Annotated in this window: 16 protein-coding genes; 11 read left to right on the forward strand and 5 right to left on the reverse strand. The window is 38.9% G+C overall.

Translation table 11 applies throughout. The features are described 5' to 3' along the window. The first annotated feature begins 20 nt into the window (after window positions 1–20). The 5 genes from FXV78_RS15715 to FXV78_RS15735 are packed head-to-tail and all read left to right on the forward strand — an operon-like array spanning window position 21 to window position 6,980. Window positions 21–419 (forward strand): conjugal transfer protein, encoded by a 399-nt coding sequence (locus FXV78_RS15715; RefSeq protein WP_004843362.1) that lies wholly within the window; start codon window positions 21–23, stop codon window positions 417–419. Further along, window positions 397–2,847 (forward strand): conjugal transfer ATPase TcpF, encoded by a 2,451-nt coding sequence (tcpF, locus tag FXV78_RS15720; protein ID WP_004843363.1) that lies wholly within the window; start codon window positions 397–399, stop codon window positions 2,845–2,847. Before FXV78_RS15715 ends, tcpF begins: the two co-directional genes overlap by 23 nt. Then, window positions 2,847–5,048 carry a CD3337/EF1877 family mobilome membrane protein gene (locus FXV78_RS15725; RefSeq protein ID WP_004843364.1) on the forward strand — a complete coding sequence of 734 codons (2,202 nt, stop codon included), beginning with the start codon at window positions 2,847–2,849 and terminating at the stop codon, window positions 5,046–5,048. The genes tcpF and FXV78_RS15725 overlap by 1 nt, the downstream gene beginning before the upstream one ends. Beyond that, window positions 5,045–6,052: a bifunctional lytic transglycosylase/C40 family peptidase gene (locus FXV78_RS15730; RefSeq protein WP_004843365.1), complete on the forward strand. Its 1,008-nt coding sequence runs from the start codon at window positions 5,045–5,047 to the stop codon at window positions 6,050–6,052. The genes FXV78_RS15725 and FXV78_RS15730 overlap by 4 nt, the downstream gene beginning before the upstream one ends. Window positions 6,053–6,068: 16 nt before the next feature. After that, window positions 6,069–6,980 carry a conjugal transfer protein gene (locus FXV78_RS15735; protein WP_004843366.1) on the forward strand — a complete coding sequence of 304 codons (912 nt, stop codon included), beginning with the start codon at window positions 6,069–6,071 and terminating at the stop codon, window positions 6,978–6,980. Between the two features lie 55 nt (window positions 6,981–7,035). Here the strand turns inward: FXV78_RS15735 and FXV78_RS15740 are convergent, their stop codons facing one another. Further along, a complete protein-coding gene (locus tag FXV78_RS15740) occupies window positions 7,036–7,398 on the reverse strand; it encodes a helix-turn-helix domain-containing protein (protein ID WP_004843367.1) in 363 nt (120 codons plus the stop codon). Window positions 7,399–7,546: 148 nt separating this feature from the next. Between FXV78_RS15740 and FXV78_RS15745 the strand changes: the two genes are divergently transcribed. Together FXV78_RS15745 and FXV78_RS15750 are read left to right on the forward strand one after the other, a co-directional pair. Then, entirely contained in the window at window positions 7,547–7,771 is a 225-nt protein-coding gene (locus tag FXV78_RS15745; protein ID WP_004843369.1) for a sporulation initiation factor Spo0A C-terminal domain-containing protein, read from the forward strand. Between the two features lie 19 nt (window positions 7,772–7,790). Next, a complete protein-coding gene (locus FXV78_RS15750) occupies window positions 7,791–8,153 on the forward strand; it encodes a hypothetical protein (protein ID WP_015530300.1) in 363 nt (120 codons plus the stop codon). 34 nt (window positions 8,154–8,187) lie between these two features. Here FXV78_RS15750 and FXV78_RS15755 read toward each other — a convergent pair whose 3' ends face one another. The 4 genes from FXV78_RS15755 to FXV78_RS15770 are packed head-to-tail and all read right to left on the reverse strand — an operon-like array spanning window position 8,188 to window position 11,545. Then, entirely contained in the window at window positions 8,188–9,066 is an 879-nt protein-coding gene (locus FXV78_RS15755) for a sensor histidine kinase (protein ID WP_004843371.1), read from the reverse strand. A 26-nt stretch (window positions 9,067–9,092) separates the two neighbouring features. Beyond that, entirely contained in the window at window positions 9,093–9,914 is an 822-nt protein-coding gene (locus FXV78_RS15760; protein ID WP_004843372.1) for an ABC transporter permease, read from the reverse strand. Beyond that, the gene (locus FXV78_RS15765) at window positions 9,907–10,824 is read right to left on the reverse strand and encodes an ABC transporter ATP-binding protein (protein WP_004843373.1); all 918 of its coding nucleotides are present in this window, start codon (window positions 10,822–10,824) and stop codon (window positions 9,907–9,909) included. The genes FXV78_RS15760 and FXV78_RS15765 overlap by 8 nt, the downstream gene beginning before the upstream one ends. A gap of 55 nt (window positions 10,825–10,879) precedes the next feature. After that, on the reverse strand, window positions 10,880–11,545 hold the full coding sequence (locus FXV78_RS15770; protein ID WP_004843374.1) for a response regulator transcription factor: 666 nt from the start codon (window positions 11,543–11,545) through the stop codon (window positions 10,880–10,882). Window positions 11,546–11,652: 107 nt separating this feature from the next. Between FXV78_RS15770 and FXV78_RS19060 the strand changes: the two genes are divergently transcribed. The 4 genes from FXV78_RS19060 (at window position 11,653) to FXV78_RS15800 (ending at window position 14,462) form a co-directional block, all read left to right on the forward strand. Continuing rightward, on the forward strand, window positions 11,653–12,360 hold the full coding sequence (locus tag FXV78_RS19060; RefSeq protein ID WP_004843375.1) for an RNA polymerase sigma factor: 708 nt from the start codon (window positions 11,653–11,655) through the stop codon (window positions 12,358–12,360). 3 nt (window positions 12,361–12,363) lie between these two features. Further along, on the forward strand, window positions 12,364–12,618 hold the full coding sequence (locus FXV78_RS15780; protein WP_002322727.1) for a helix-turn-helix domain-containing protein: 255 nt from the start codon (window positions 12,364–12,366) through the stop codon (window positions 12,616–12,618). 371 nt (window positions 12,619–12,989) lie between these two features. Beyond that, window positions 12,990–13,193: an excisionase gene (locus FXV78_RS15795; protein ID WP_004613735.1), complete on the forward strand. Its 204-nt coding sequence runs from the start codon at window positions 12,990–12,992 to the stop codon at window positions 13,191–13,193. A gap of 78 nt (window positions 13,194–13,271) precedes the next feature. Then, the gene (locus FXV78_RS15800; protein ID WP_004843378.1) at window positions 13,272–14,462 is read left to right on the forward strand and encodes a site-specific integrase; all 1,191 of its coding nucleotides are present in this window, start codon (window positions 13,272–13,274) and stop codon (window positions 14,460–14,462) included. The last annotated feature ends 186 nt before the right edge of the window (window positions 14,463–14,648 follow it).

A 14,648-nucleotide genomic window follows, 5' to 3' on the forward strand; every position in this document is an offset into this window, starting at 1 on the left:
ACGAAAGGAGCTGAAAGAACTTGAAAAAGATTAAATCTTATACGGGTATCTGGAACGTGGAAAAAGTCTTGTATGCAATCAATGACTTTAACTTACCCTTTCCCGTTACCTTTACACAGATTACATGGTTTGTGATTACGGAATTTATCATCATTCTGTTTGGGGATATTCCCCCACTTTCCATGATTGAGGGAGCATTTCTCAAATACTTTGGTATTCCCGTTGCTCTCACTTGGTTCATGTCGCAGAAAACCTTTGACGGAAAGAAGCCGTACAGCTTTTTGAAATCACAGATAACCTATGCCCTGCGACCTAAAATCACTTATGCAGGAAAAGCCGTAAAACTGCATAAGCAGACCTTGAATGAAACAATCACGGCAGTAAGGAGTGTGAACTATGTTCCCGATAAAATATATTGACAATAACCTTGTCTGGAACAAGGACAATGAGGTATTCGCCTACTATGAGCTGATACCGTACAACTATTCTTTCTTATCCGCAGAGCAGAAATTTATCGTGCATGACAGTTTCAGACAGCTCATTGCACAGTCCCGTGAGGGTAAAATTCATGCGTTGCAGATTGCCACAGAAAGCTCCATACGAAGTATGCAGGAGCAGTCAAAGAAACTGGTAACGGGAAAATTAAAGGAAGTTGCCTACCAGAAGATAGACGAACAGACCGAAGCGTTAGTATCTATGATTGGGGACAATCAAGTGGACTACCGCTTTTTTCTTGGCTTTAAGCTCATGGTTACAGAAGAACAGCTTAATCTGAAGAACATCAAAAAATCGGCGTGGCTGACATTCAAGGAATTTCTCCATGAAGTAAACTACACGCTGATGAATGACTTTGTTTCCATGCCGAATGATGAAATCAACCGTTACATGAAAATGGAAAAGTTACTGGAAAATAAAATCTCCCGTCGTTTTAAGGTGCGTCGCTTGGAAATCAACGATTTTGGGTATCTCATGGAACATCTTTACGGCAGGGACGGTATCGCCTATGAAGATTATGAGTACCAGCTACCAAAGAAGAAATTGCAGAAAGAAACGCTGATAAAATACTACGACCTTATCCGTCCGACAAGGTGTGTGATTGAGGAAAGCCAGCGGTATTTACGATTGGAACATGAGGACAAGGAAAGCTATGTGTCCTACTTTACCGTCAATGCGATTGTTGGCGAGCTTGATTTTCCGTCAAGTGAAATCTTTTATTTCCAGCAACAGCAATTCACATTCCCCGTTGATACTTCTATGAATGTAGAAATCGTGGAGAACAGAAAGGCTCTTACCACAGTAAGAAATAAGAAAAAGGAATTGAAAGACCTTGACAATCACGCTTATCAAGCAGGAAGTGAAACCAGCTCAAATGTGGTGGACGCATTAGACAGCGTGGACGAGCTGGAAACCGATTTAGACCAGAGCAAAGAAAGTATGTATAAGTTAAGCTACGTGATACGGGTGTCTGCACCCGATCTTGACGAGCTGAAACGCCGTTGTGATGAAGTCAAGGACTTTTACGATGACCTCAATGTAAAGCTGGTGCGCCCTGCTGGGGATATGCTGGGGCTTCATTCTGAATTTCTTCCAGCCAGCAAGCGATATATCAATGACTATGTGCAGTATGTAAAATCAGACTTCTTGGCAGGGCTTGGCTTTGGAGCGACCCAGCAGTTAGGGGAAACTACGGGTATCTATATGGGCTATTCCGTTGATACGGGAAGAAATGTGTACCTGCAACCGTCTTTAGCTTCGCAGGGCGTAAAAGGCACAGTTACAAATGCCCTTGCTTCTGCTTTTGTCGGTTCGCTTGGCGGTGGAAAGTCGTTCTGCAACAATCTTCTTGTGTATTATTCGGTGTTGTTTGGGGGACAAGCGGTTATCTTAGACCCAAAATCAGAGCGTGGCAACTGGAAAGAAACACTTCCAGAAATCGCCCATGAAATCAATATCGTAAATCTTACCAGCGACAAGGACAATGCAGGACTTCTTGACCCATTCGTGATTATGAAGAATGTTAAGGACGCTGAAAGTCTGGCAATCGACATCTTGACATTCCTTACGGGTATTTCCTCTAGGGACGGCGAAAAATTCCCCGTACTTCGTAAAGCGGTTCGTTCCGTTACCCAGAGCGACAGTCGGGGCTTGCTCCATGTGATAGACGAGCTACGCCGTGAAGATACGCCCATATCAAGAAATATCGCAGACCATATCGACAGCTTCACGGACTACGACTTTGCACATCTGCTGTTTTCGGACGGTACGGTAGAAAATGCTATCAGTCTGGATAACCAGCTCAATATCATTCAAGTAGCCGACCTTGTGTTGCCAGATAAAGACACGACCTTTGAGGAATACACGACCATTGAATTATTGTCGGTGTCTATGCTAATTGTGATTAGCACCTTTGCCCTTGATTTTATCCATTCGGACAGAAGTATTTTTAAGATTGTAGATTTGGACGAAGCATGGGCGTTCTTAAATGTGGCACAAGGGGAAACCTTATCAAATAAGCTTGTTCGTGCTGGACGAGCTATGCAGGCAGGCGTTTATTTTGTTACACAATCTTCTGGCGACGTGTCAAAGGAAAGTCTGAAAAACAATATCGGCTTAAAATTCGCTTTCCGTTCTACTGACATCAACGAGATAAAGCAGACCTTAGAATTTTTCGGTATCGACAAGGACGACGAGAACAACCAGAAACGGCTTCGTGATTTGGAGAACGGACAATGCTTATTGCAGGACTTATACGGGCGTGTCGGTGTGGTGCAGATACACCCCGTCTTTGAAGAACTGCTACACGCCTTTGATACCAGACCGCCCGTACAGAGAAATGAGGTGGAGTGATGAAAGAAAGGATAAAAGGTGCGTTCAAAAAAAAGAAGATTTTCCACTTTCTCAAAATGGTTCTGTTTGTCGTGGCACTCTCCCTTATCCTGCTTTCACTTTTGGGGACGGTAGCTCATGCGACGGGGCTTGTGGACGATACCATAAACGCAGAAAATCTATATTCAAAATATTCTCTTTCCAACTACCAGCTTGATTTTTATGTGGATAATAGCTGGTCGTGGTTGCCGTGGAACTGGCTGGACGGGATTGGAAAATCGGTGCAGTACGGGCTTTACTGCATTACCAACTTTGTCTGGACGATAAGCCTTTATTTAAGCAATGCTACGGGCTATGTGGTGCAGGAAGCCTATAAGCTGGACTTCATCAATGATATGGCAGACAGTATCGGAAAAAGCATACAGACCCTTGCAGGCGTAACACAGAACGGTTTTTCCAGTTCTGGCTTTTATGTCGGTTTCCTGCTTCTCATTATCTTAGTGGTGGGACTTTATGTTGCTTATACGGGACTGATAAAACGGGAAACCAGCAAGGCACTTCACGCTGTTATCAACTTTGTGGTGGTGTTCGTGCTGTCCGCTTCCTTTATTGCCTACGCTCCCGACTATATCAAGAAGATAAATGAATTTTCATCAGACATCAGTACCGCTTCTTTGGACTTGGGAACAAAAATCATGCTCCCCAACTCTGACAGCGAGGGCAAAGACAGCGTGGACTTGATACGGGACAGCTTATTTTCTATTCAAGTACAACAGCCGTGGCTACTTCTGCAATTCGGTAACAGCAACGCAGAAGAAATCGGGACAGACCGTGTCGAAGCTCTTGTATCAACAAGCCCAGAGGACGAGGACGGCAAGACCAGAGAGGAAGTCGTGAAAACAGAAATTGAGGATAACGACAACAACAATCTGACGATACCGCAGGTCGTAAACCGTTTAGGTATGGTGTTTTTCCTACTGTTCTTCAATTTAGGGATAACGATATTTGTATTCTTGCTTACGGGCATGATGTTGTTCAGCCAGATACTTTTTATTATCTTTGCAATGTTTTTGCCTATCAGTTTTTTACTCTCCATGATACCGAGCTATGAAAGCATGGCAAAGCAGGCAATCGTGAGGGTATTTAATACCATAATGACACGGGCAGGAATAACGCTCATTGTAACGGTGGCGTTCAGCATTTCCAGTATGTTTTATAACATCTCCACAGACTACCCGTTTTTCATGGTGGCGTTCTTGCAGATAGTGTGTTTTGCTGGTATTTATATGAAGCTGGGCGACTTAATGAGTATGTTCTCACTTAATGCTGGCGACAGTCAAAGCATGGGACGCAGGATATTCCGCAGACCGTATCTGTTTATGCGACATAGGGCTAGGCGTATGGAACACCGTATTGCAAGGGCGGTAAGTGCTGGCGGTATTTCGGGCGGTGTGGCTGGTGCGGTGGCTGGAAGTGCCGTTGCTAATAAACGAGCTGAAAGAAAAAATACAGCTTCTAAAGAAAATCGGGGCAATACCACTTCCAGCATGGGACAGCGTGCAGGCTCAAAGGTGGGTGCTGTCTTAGATACGAAAAATAAAGTGAAAGACAAAGCAAACGCTGTCAAAGAAAACATCAAGGATATGCCGACACAGACCGCTTATGCGGTGTATTCCGCAAAGGAAAAGGCAAAGTCCAGCGTGTCCGACTTCAAGCGTGGCATGGTGCAGGAACAGCAGTACAGACAGACGGGACGCTTGGAAAAGCAGGAACAACATAGACAAAATATCGCTGACAAGCGTATGGAGCTTCAAAAGGCACAAGAAGCAAGGCAGGCACAGCGAAAGTCTGACGGATCAGCGACAACGGGAGCTACCCGTCCCCATGAGCGACCAGCCACAGCTTCAAAGCCGAGTGCGGAAAAAATGCAGGAAGTCAAACGCCCTGCCACAGCGACCACTTCAAAAGCAAGTGAACCAGTCAAGACAAATGTTATCAAAGAGCGTCCGTTATCTTCTGGTGCTTCTGATAGAAAAGCGACCCAACCTACGCAGACAGTACATAGGCAGAATGTAGAAAAAGTAGTATCGCAGGAAACACGCCAGAATTACACCAAAGACCGCAGGATAAAGGTTCAGCAGACGCAGACCGTCCAAAAGAACCAGCAGACCACAGAGAAAAAACGTAACCTTGTAACGAAGAAAGGACAAAAGAAAAAATGAAACTGAAACATATCGCTCTCATTGGCAGTCTGTTTCCTATCCTCTTTTCTCTGGTGCTTTTCTTTGGTGTCCTCATTAGTGCAGACAGCGACGACGAAAACAGCAATTTTTCTTCTGGCATTACGGGTATGAACTTATCCGCAGAAGTCTTGAAACATCAGCCTATGGTGGAAAAGTACGCCAGAGAATACGGCATTTCTGAGTATGTCAATGTGCTATTGGCTATCATTCAAGTAGAAAGTGGCGGTACGGCAGAAGATGTTATGCAGAGTTCAGAAAGTCTGGGACTACCGCCCAACTCTTTAGATACGGAAAGCTCAATCAAGCAGGGGTGTAAGTATTTTGCGTCCCTGCTTTCTTCCTGCAAAAATCAAGGTATCGACGACTTGAATGTAGCGATACAGTCCTATAACTATGGCGGTGGCTATGTGGGATATGTGGCAGGAAAAGGAAAGAAACATACCTTTAACCTTGCAGAGAGCTTCGCCCGTGAGAAATCGGGTGGAAAGAAAGTAACCTATACCAACCCGATAGCCGTTGCAAAGAATGGGGGCTGGCGGTATGGCTATGGAAATATGTTCTATGTGGAATTAGTCAATCAATATCTGACCGTGGCACATTTTGATAATGCGACGGCACAAGCGATTATGAATGAAGCATTGAAATATCAAGGCTGGAAATATGTGTATGGTGGCAGTAACCCGAACACTTCCTTTGATTGTAGCGGACTTGTGCAATGGTGTTATGGAAAAGCTGGTATCTCCTTACCGAGAACAGCACAAGCACAGTATGACGCTACCCAACATCTTCCACTCTCGCAGGCAAAGGCTGGGGACTTGGTATTTTTCCATTCTACCTATAACGCTGGTTCGTATGTAACCCACGTCGGCATTTATGTAGGAAATAATCAGATGTACCATGCAGGCGACCCGATAGGATATGCAGACCTAAGTAGTAGTTACTGGCAACAGCACTTAATCGGTGCAGGACGAGTAAAACAATAGAAAGGACTTGAAAAATATGTTTAAGAAGAATAAGAAACAGACAGAAACTATCAAAGAACCAAAAGAAAAAAAGGTGCGTACTGTTAAGGTAGGCACACATAAGAAAACCGTGATTGCGTTGTGGGTGGTGCTTATCGCAAGCGTGAGCTTTGGAGTGTATAAGAATTTTACCGCTATCGACCAGCACACGACCCATGAAAAAGAAATCATTGAACTTCGCTTGCAGGACACCAACGGGATTGAAAATTTCGTGAAGAATTTTGCGAAGTCCTATTACACATGGGATAACAGCAAAGAAGCGATTGAAGCAAGAACGCAGGCAATCAGCGGTTATCTGACAAAAGAATTGCAGGATTTGAATGTTGATACAATCAGAACGGATATACCGACCAGCTCCACAGTTACAGATGTGATTGTATGGCATATCGAGCAATCGGGAACGGACACTTTTTCTGCTACCTACGAAGTAGATCAGCAGATAAAAGAGGGAGAACAGACAAGTAATGTCACGGCAACCTATACCGTAAAAGTCCATGTGGACGCTGACGGGGATATGGTAATCGTTCAGAACCCTACCCTTGCACCAGCAATCGAAAAATCAGACTATGAGCCTAAGACACCAGAAACAGACACAAGCGTAGACGCTGATACGGTAAATGACGCTACCGCATTTCTGGAAACATTCTTTAAGCTGTACCCGACAGCCACAGAAAAAGAACTTGCCTACTATGTATCGGGAAATGTGATTGAACCTATCGGCAGGGACTATCTTTATTCTGAATTGGTAAACCCTATCTTTACAAAGGACGGGGACAATGTGAAAGTCAAGGTTGCGGTAAAATTCATTGATAATCAGACAAAGGCAACACAAGTATCACAGTATGAACTTGTGCTACAAAAGGATAGCAACTGGAAGATTGTAGAATAAATGATATAAAAAGACCGTAGCCTGTAATACACATTTATGTGCCTTACAGCTACGGTTATTTTTGAAATTGATTGCGTATATCCTTGTCTTTACGAAACGCTATTTTAGCAGACTTCATTAAATCTACTAAGAAACGTACTTCGTATTCATCACAGTCTGACAAAATATCTTTTGCTTCTTTTTCAAAAACGATTTTAGAAGTAATCACATTATCGCATAAAAGAGTATCGACTGATACAGAAAGTGCATTGGCAATCGCAATCAAGGTTGGTAAACTGACTTTTGTTTTTCCTGTTTCTACATTGCTCATGTGTGCTGGCGTAATGTCTATAAGGTCGGCAACGGTTTCTTGTGTTACGCCCTTTTTAATTCTTGCAATTTTAATACGCTGTCCGATTGCTTTGTAATCAACTTCCACAGTTTCCTCTCCTTTCCTGCTTTTTTATATTGTAACCATTCGCAGAGTGTAATATAATACTCTGTATAAATGAACAATTCTTTCAGTATATATTCAGGCTAAAAAGTTTAAAATATGGAAGAATATAAATGCAAAGGGGTATGTCTATATGTTAAGATTTCGTAAAAAGGATAGTAAAGAGCTTATAAAAAGAATGGCTAAAACAAATGGCTGTTCGGTATCTGAAATTCGCAGAGAAATGCAGTATGCTATTGATGAAGCTAGAAATAGTGATGACCCAGACAAGCAAGCGGAATTTCAACGCTTATTTGGAAATAAGATACCTAGTCCAGAAGAATTTATTTGTGTAGTTGGCAAGAATTTAAAATTTTAGCAGATGTGGAGCGTATATGATGAAAAAAGCAGAAATGCAGGAACAGGAATTTTTAGAGATTTGTTCTTCTTATGACTATGACTTATTAACTAACAAAATAGAAATGACATTAAAAGACTATCAACGAATTACTTATTTAGTTGGTTCTCTAGGATATAGTCAATATCTTCAATTCCTTATTGGAAAATATATGGACTTAGCACAGGCTGACGAAGAACAAGAAGAAAGAGAACATGAAATATATTTGGAATACCCAGAGTATTATGAGGACGAGGGAATTTTGGAAGAGGAAGAAAAATGGCTGGAAGAATTTTTAAATCAACTTCCAGAGAATAAAAGAGAATATTTTGAAAGACTTATAAAAGAAAGTCAAAGCTACTAGAAAAATAAAAAGTTACTGTATTCAGATGTTCTGATCACAGTAACTTTTTATCATTATACAAGGGAAAACAAATGCTGATAGACAAAATATTTCCTTCGTAACTTACATTTTCAATTTTACCGTCAATTTTTTTTAGCAATTCTTTTACAATATACAAGCCTAAACCAGAACTTCCTTTGTTGCGTGACTTATCAGGGGTATAAAACTTGTTAAATAATAAGTTTACATCAATATTATCAAGAGATTTTGTTGAATTTTTAATCGTGAACACTCCTTTTTGATTGATAGAAACTTCAATGTAGTTATCTGAATAACGAAGTGCATTTACAATTAAATTTTCAATAATTCGTTTACAGATAAGATTATTTCCGTATATCCATACAGGAGAATTTTCTGTTTGAATGATTGGCTGGATTTCTCCAAATTCATAATACTTTTCAATTAAACAATCTGTAACAATTCTATTTATATCAATACGCTCACATTCAACATCCGATTGCTCATTTTCTAACACAGACAAATCATAAAAGTATTGCACTAACTCTGTGAGATAGTCAGTTTTTGCTTTAATGATTTTCAGATATTGTTCTTGCTCCTGTTTATTTTCACATTCCTGCAAAAGTGTTAAATAGCCTTGTATAGATGTCAAAGGTGTTCTTAAATCATGGCTTATATTAGATATAGATTGTTTTAACTGTTCTTCCTCCTGCTTAATTTGAACCTGCATTTTTTTATGTAGAGTATCTTTTTGATTGATTGCATAAGCTAATTCTTCAATATACTTATTTGATAAGGACACCCGTATTTTCCGCTGTTCCTTTATTTGCTTATTTATATTATGAATGGTTCTGATAATAGAGAATAGGGAAAATACTAATATGAAAATAAGACAAATCAATAAAAAATATAACATATTCGCATTTCCCCTTTCTGTTATGATTAGCGTATTTCTTGCTTTCTTAATATCAATGCTGAAACAAGAAATGTAATAATTACAGTTCCTACAAAATAAGTCAGAATATTGATTTCTAAATGATTTATCATATTGTAAGAACAAGTATTCATCCAGTAGTACATAGGATTTATTTTTAAGTAGGTTAGAACTCTCCATGACTGAACCGACATATTATCCCATGTCATCATATAGATAAGCGGTCCACTAAATGTAAACAATGACATAGCACCTACAACGATTGCCGTATGTTTGAATATTACACATAACATAAGTGTGATTCCGATAAATGCTCCCATAACCATACAATTTAGTCCTGCAATTTTCAGCATTGGAAACAGTTGTATTGGAACATTAAATTTCGCACATTCTATTATAAATGCAATCATAATAAATGAAAAGTATAGAAATATACTGGTAATCGTAATCACAATATATTTCGCAACAAAAAACTTAATTCGGCTTTGTCCGCTTGCAATCGCAATTTTAATTGTTGAATCCGTATATTCTCTTGAAAAGAAAATGACAGAAAATATAAGAACAATCAGCCAGAAAAATACCGTATAAGATGTGGCTGTCCTTATTATTTCTTCAATCATTGGGTGTGCTGTATCGCTATAAGCACGTGCAAGAAATCCAACCGTTTCTCCTATTTTCCATGTTCCGTCTAAACTTGAACTTGATACCACAAATTGTTGCTGACCGCCTATGGAGAAAATTCCAAAGACCGCTAAAATCAAAGCAAAGGTTAAGTATAATGCCTTTGTATGAAATAATTTATAAAATTCTGCTCTTATTTGATTAAACATTTTTTCGTCCCCCTATTAGATTTTCAAAATATGTTTCCAAATTTTCTCCTTGCACAGAAATTTCATCAATAATAACTCCATTACTGGATAGCAATTTAGAAATCATTCTTACATTCTCTAAGCACTCGTATATACGAATAGAATTATCAGGGTAAACGGAGTAATTGTTAATTTTTCCCTTTTGCTCTAATAAAAGAGTGGTTTTTTGGATATTATCTGTCCTTAAACAAATATGGCGTTTACATTCTTCGTTTAATTTTTCAGCAGAAATTTGTTTCAAAAGTTCTCCTTCATGAAGAAATCCATAACAGTCAGCAAGCTGATGTAATTCACTTAATATATGGCTGGATATTAAAATCGTTACCTCTCGTTCTTTTACTAGTTTTTTAAGAAGTTCTCTTAATTCAATAATTCCTGTTGGGTCAAGTCCGTTGACGGGTTCGTCCAAAATTAAAAATTCTGGCTCACCTAATAATGCAACACCTAAAGCAAGCCTTTGTTTCATTCCTAAAGAAAAGTTTGCCACTCTTTTTTTGCCAGCATTGGATAAACCTATCAACTCTAAAGTATCGGCAATACACTTTTTGTTTGGAATCCCACGCTGTATCCTTTGTACTTCCAAATTTTGTGAAGCCGTCATATCCTTGTATAATGCTGGCATTTCAATCGTGCAACCGATTTTTGCCCTTTCATATTGTAGATTATCCGTATGTCCAAACAGGATTATTTCTCCCTCGCTCTTAAAATTAAGTCCCGTTAATAATCGGATTAAAGTTGTTTTTCCTGCCCCATTTTCGCCTACAAGACCGTAGATTTCTCCTTTTGGAATAGTTAAGTTCACATTCTTTAAGGCATAGAAATCTTTATATTTTTTGCTTAGATTTTTTGTTTCGCATATAAATTTTTTCATTCTAAACACTCCTTTCTATGCCACTATATCCGATAAGTCTAAAGAAAATCTAAAGTTATTTAATTTTATAACCGATTCCCCAAATGGTTTGTATATAATCTTCATTTGTAATCGCCTTAATTTTTTTACGAATATGACTGATATGGGTATTTATCGTATCATCATCATAAGCATACGTTTCATTCCAAATGGATTCATATAAATTTTGCTTTGAAAAAATTTTTTGCGGATATTGTAATAATAGTCTTAAAATCTTTAACTCGGTTGATGTAAAAGGTACTAATACTTCTTTTATATAAACTAGAGAGTTGTTGATTTCAATATCTCTATATGTCAAAGTATCATTTTGACAGGAAGTATTTGAAGTCCGTTTCAAATTTGCTTCAATACGAGCAAGAAGCTCATGCAAGTCAAACGGCTTAGTCATATAATCATCAGCACCTAATTTTAATAAGTCTATTTTTGTCTGTACCATTGTTTTTGCAGAAACAACAATAACTGGAGCGTTTGTAAATTTACGCAATCTCTGTAATACATCATTTCCGTTTAACCTCGGTAACATAATATCAAGTATTATTAAATCTGGAACAAGCGATTTACACAATTCTATTCCCTCTGCACCATTCAATGCATAATGAACGATATATTTATTATTTTCTAAGAATTTTGCAATCATATTGCAAATGTCTATATCATCTTCGATAATAGCAATTTTATTCATGCGGTTTCATCTCCTCTAATCAGATATTGTATCATAAGGATTTTTTACTATCTACATAAAACAAAGTAGTATGCGACAGATTTAGAAATTATTTAGAAATATACTTTATGATTTTGGAAAATAATTTTGATATGCAAATTAAGAAGTATGTTTCATGGAATGTTTTAAAGAAATCTATCGGCTATAAATGGAAAAAACAATCAATCAAATCGTTAATTAGATATATAAATTCATTCGCTCGTGCAAACATTCTGTTTTGTGCGGGCTTTTTTCATACCCGAAAAAAATTCAAAAATTTTTCAAAAGAGGTCATTAAATCACACCTAGCTGTCCTTATATGGTGCGGAAAGAGGGATAAACACTTTTCAAATCATAAAGGAAAGGGGGTGAGATTGATGAAACCGTCTGACTTCCAGAAAACAGTTCAATGTCGTTTTGAAAGTTGTTTAAAGAAAGTTGTCCGTAGTGTCGTGAAAGATTATTACAAGGAATTAAACCGTCGTAAGAATAAAGAAATATCTTTCAGCGAATTGCCAGATGTCCTTGTTGATAAAATGGCTGTTTGGGACGACTACGAAACAGATTATACAATCTTTTCAGTATGTGGCATTGATATTCGTGTCCTTGATGATGAATTGGCAGAAGCCTTGAAGAAGCTTCCAGAAAGAAAACGCAATACTCTGTTGATGTATTACTTCTTGGAAATGACAGAAAGTGAAATTGCCAACTTGCAGAAAATCACGCAAAGCGGTGTATTTAGAAACCGACATCACGCTTTGGAAACTATGAAAAAAATACTCAAGGAGGAACATTAGAAAATGAAACAGTTATTTAAAAAGCCGTCCTATTACTTGATTTCATCAGCTATGGACGGAAACGAAAAAGCGATTGAGAAATTGCTGGCATTTTATGACCCTTACATATCAAAGTGCTGTTTACGTTCACTTTATGATGAATACGGCAATGTTTATATCGTTGTAGATATGGAACTAAAAGGACGTATCAGAGAAGCACTTATCAAAATGATTTTAGGTTTTGATATTGAAGATATGGACTTAGAACCAGAAGAATAAGCAGTTTTTAGCGGAGCATGATTTAATGTCCCCCTCTTTCCTGCTCTGCACCTGCTTTTACATGAAAGCAACACGCTTTCGCCACAGCTCTTTGACAACTGAATAAAGCAGACAGATACGTTTGTGAGATAGCGAGCCACGGGAACTGTACGCCACGACCTTTCCAAAAGAAAGCGAGCGACCCACGCAGTGATCCGAGAGCGACTGTTGGAAAAGTCGTTTTGCCACGACCTATCCTCACAGAATAATGATACGTCCGCATGGTGTGGTTCTGCCCACAAGAATGGGAATAGTTGAGATACTAACGGAGCTTTCCAAAGCCGTCTGCCTGCTTGTAAAAAATGACACACAGTAAAGGGGGTGCATAGATTATGAACAATACTGATGTGCCTATCTGGGAAAAATATACGCTGACGATTGAAGAAGCGTCCAAATACTTCCGCATTGGCGAAAAGAAATTGCGTAAATTAGCCGAAGAAAACATTGACGCTGGCTGGGTTATCGTGAACGGTAATCGTATTCAGATTAAGCGAAAACAATTTGAAAAAATCATAGATACATTGGACGAAATCTAATGTCATTGAGCCGTAGATATGGTATAATAAGGTATAGCGTATCACGGCTCATTCCATGACGGAAAGGAGCTTTACACTATGTCTAATGTGAAACGAAAAGACAGTAAAAATCGCAATTTGCGTAATGGAGAGAGCCAGCGAAAAGACGGAAGATACGTTTATAAATATACCGATATATACGGAAAGCCACAATTTATCTATTCTTGGAAACTTGTACCGACAGACAAGACACCTGCTGGAAAGCGTGATGATATATCGTTGAGGGAAAAAGAAGCACAGATAAAAAAAGACCTCAATGACGGTATCGACACGGCAGGCGGTAAAATGACAGTCTGCCAGCTTTATGAGAAGAAAAACAGCCAAAGAAAGAACATCAAGAGGGCTACTGAAAAGGGACGACAGTATCTTATGAACGCTCTGAAAAATGACCCATTGGGTATGAGGGCGATTGATACTGTTAAACAGTCGGACGCTAAAGAATGGGCTATCAGAATGAGCGAAAAAGGATATGCCTATAAAACGATTGATAACTACAAGCGTTCCTTGAAAGCGTCATTTTATATGGCAATACAAGACGACTGTATCAGAAAGAACCCGTTTGAATTTAAGCTAAGTGATGTTCTGGAAGATGATACGGAACAGAAAGTTATCCTTACACCAGAGCAGGAAGAACGCCTGCTTGCCTTTATGGAAAAGGACAAGATTTACAGCAAGTATTATGATGAGGTTGTGCTTCTGCTGGAAACGGGACTTCGTATTTCTGAATTTTGCGGACTGACGACGCATATTGATATGCAGAATAGAATACTCAATATAGACCACCAGTTATTGAAAGATAGCGAAATCGGCTACTATATTGAAACGCCAAAGACTAAAAACGGAAAACGGGAACTTCCATTAACAGAACGGGCTTATCAAGCAATCCAAAGAATACTAAAGAACAGAGGAAAGGCACAACCGCTGATTGTAGGTGGTTACAGCAATTTCTTATTCTTGAACCGTGAGGGCTTGCCTAAAGTTGCAGGAAACTATGAGGGCATGGTGCGAGGACTGATTAAGAAGTATAACAAGTACCACAAGGACAAGTTACCGAACATCACACCACATTCATTCCGACATACTTATTGTACGAATATGGCAAACAGAGGAATGAACCCTAATACCCTACAATATCTCATGGGACACGCTAACATAACCATGACACTTGGCTATTATGCACACGGTACATTTCAATCTGCAAAAGCGGAGCTGGAAAGACTGGCTTGTTAATATCGGAGCCTATATTTACTACTCATTTACTACTTTTGGTTGCATTTTCATGCTGGTAAATGCCAGCTTATGCAAGGTATCTTCCAAAAAGAAAATACCGATAAAGCCCTAAAATAAGGGATATATCGGCATTTACCAACTTATGAAAAGATAATCAGAAATTTAGTAAGTTTTTGTATTAAAAAA

The organism is Mediterraneibacter gnavus ATCC 29149 (genome assembly GCF_008121495.1).
In the GTDB taxonomy this organism is placed as follows: Bacteria; Bacillota; Clostridia; order Lachnospirales; family Lachnospiraceae; genus Mediterraneibacter; species Mediterraneibacter gnavus.

Bases quoted from the DNA above. Each gene is read 5' to 3' on its own strand.
- FXV78_RS15750 (WP_015530300.1), top strand. From the start codon at position 7,791: ATGAAAAAAGCAGAAATGCAGGAACAGGAATTTTTAGAGATTTGTTCT.
- FXV78_RS15765 (WP_004843373.1), bottom strand. From the start codon at position 10,824: ATGAAAAAATTTATATGCGAAACAAAAAATCTAAGCAAAAAATATAAA.
- FXV78_RS19060 (WP_004843375.1), top strand. From the start codon at position 11,653: ATGATTTTGGAAAATAATTTTGATATGCAAATTAAGAAGTATGTTTCA.
- FXV78_RS15795 (WP_004613735.1), top strand. From the start codon at position 12,990: ATGAACAATACTGATGTGCCTATCTGGGAAAAATATACGCTGACGATT.
- FXV78_RS15730 (WP_004843365.1), top strand. From the start codon at position 5,045: ATGAAACTGAAACATATCGCTCTCATTGGCAGTCTGTTTCCTATCCTC.
- tcpF (WP_004843363.1), top strand. From the start codon at position 397: ATGTTCCCGATAAAATATATTGACAATAACCTTGTCTGGAACAAGGAC.
- FXV78_RS15760 (WP_004843372.1), bottom strand. From the start codon at position 9,914: ATGTTTAATCAAATAAGAGCAGAATTTTATAAATTATTTCATACAAAG.
- FXV78_RS15745 (WP_004843369.1), top strand. From the start codon at position 7,547: ATGTTAAGATTTCGTAAAAAGGATAGTAAAGAGCTTATAAAAAGAATG.
- FXV78_RS15755 (WP_004843371.1), bottom strand. From the start codon at position 9,066: ATGTTATATTTTTTATTGATTTGTCTTATTTTCATATTAGTATTTTCC.
- FXV78_RS15725 (WP_004843364.1), top strand. From the start codon at position 2,847: ATGAAAGAAAGGATAAAAGGTGCGTTCAAAAAAAAGAAGATTTTCCAC.
- FXV78_RS15770 (WP_004843374.1), bottom strand. From the start codon at position 11,545: ATGAATAAAATTGCTATTATCGAAGATGATATAGACATTTGCAATATG.
- FXV78_RS15800 (WP_004843378.1), top strand. From the start codon at position 13,272: ATGTCTAATGTGAAACGAAAAGACAGTAAAAATCGCAATTTGCGTAAT.
- FXV78_RS15735 (WP_004843366.1), top strand. From the start codon at position 6,069: ATGTTTAAGAAGAATAAGAAACAGACAGAAACTATCAAAGAACCAAAA.
- FXV78_RS15780 (WP_002322727.1), top strand. From the start codon at position 12,364: ATGAAACAGTTATTTAAAAAGCCGTCCTATTACTTGATTTCATCAGCT.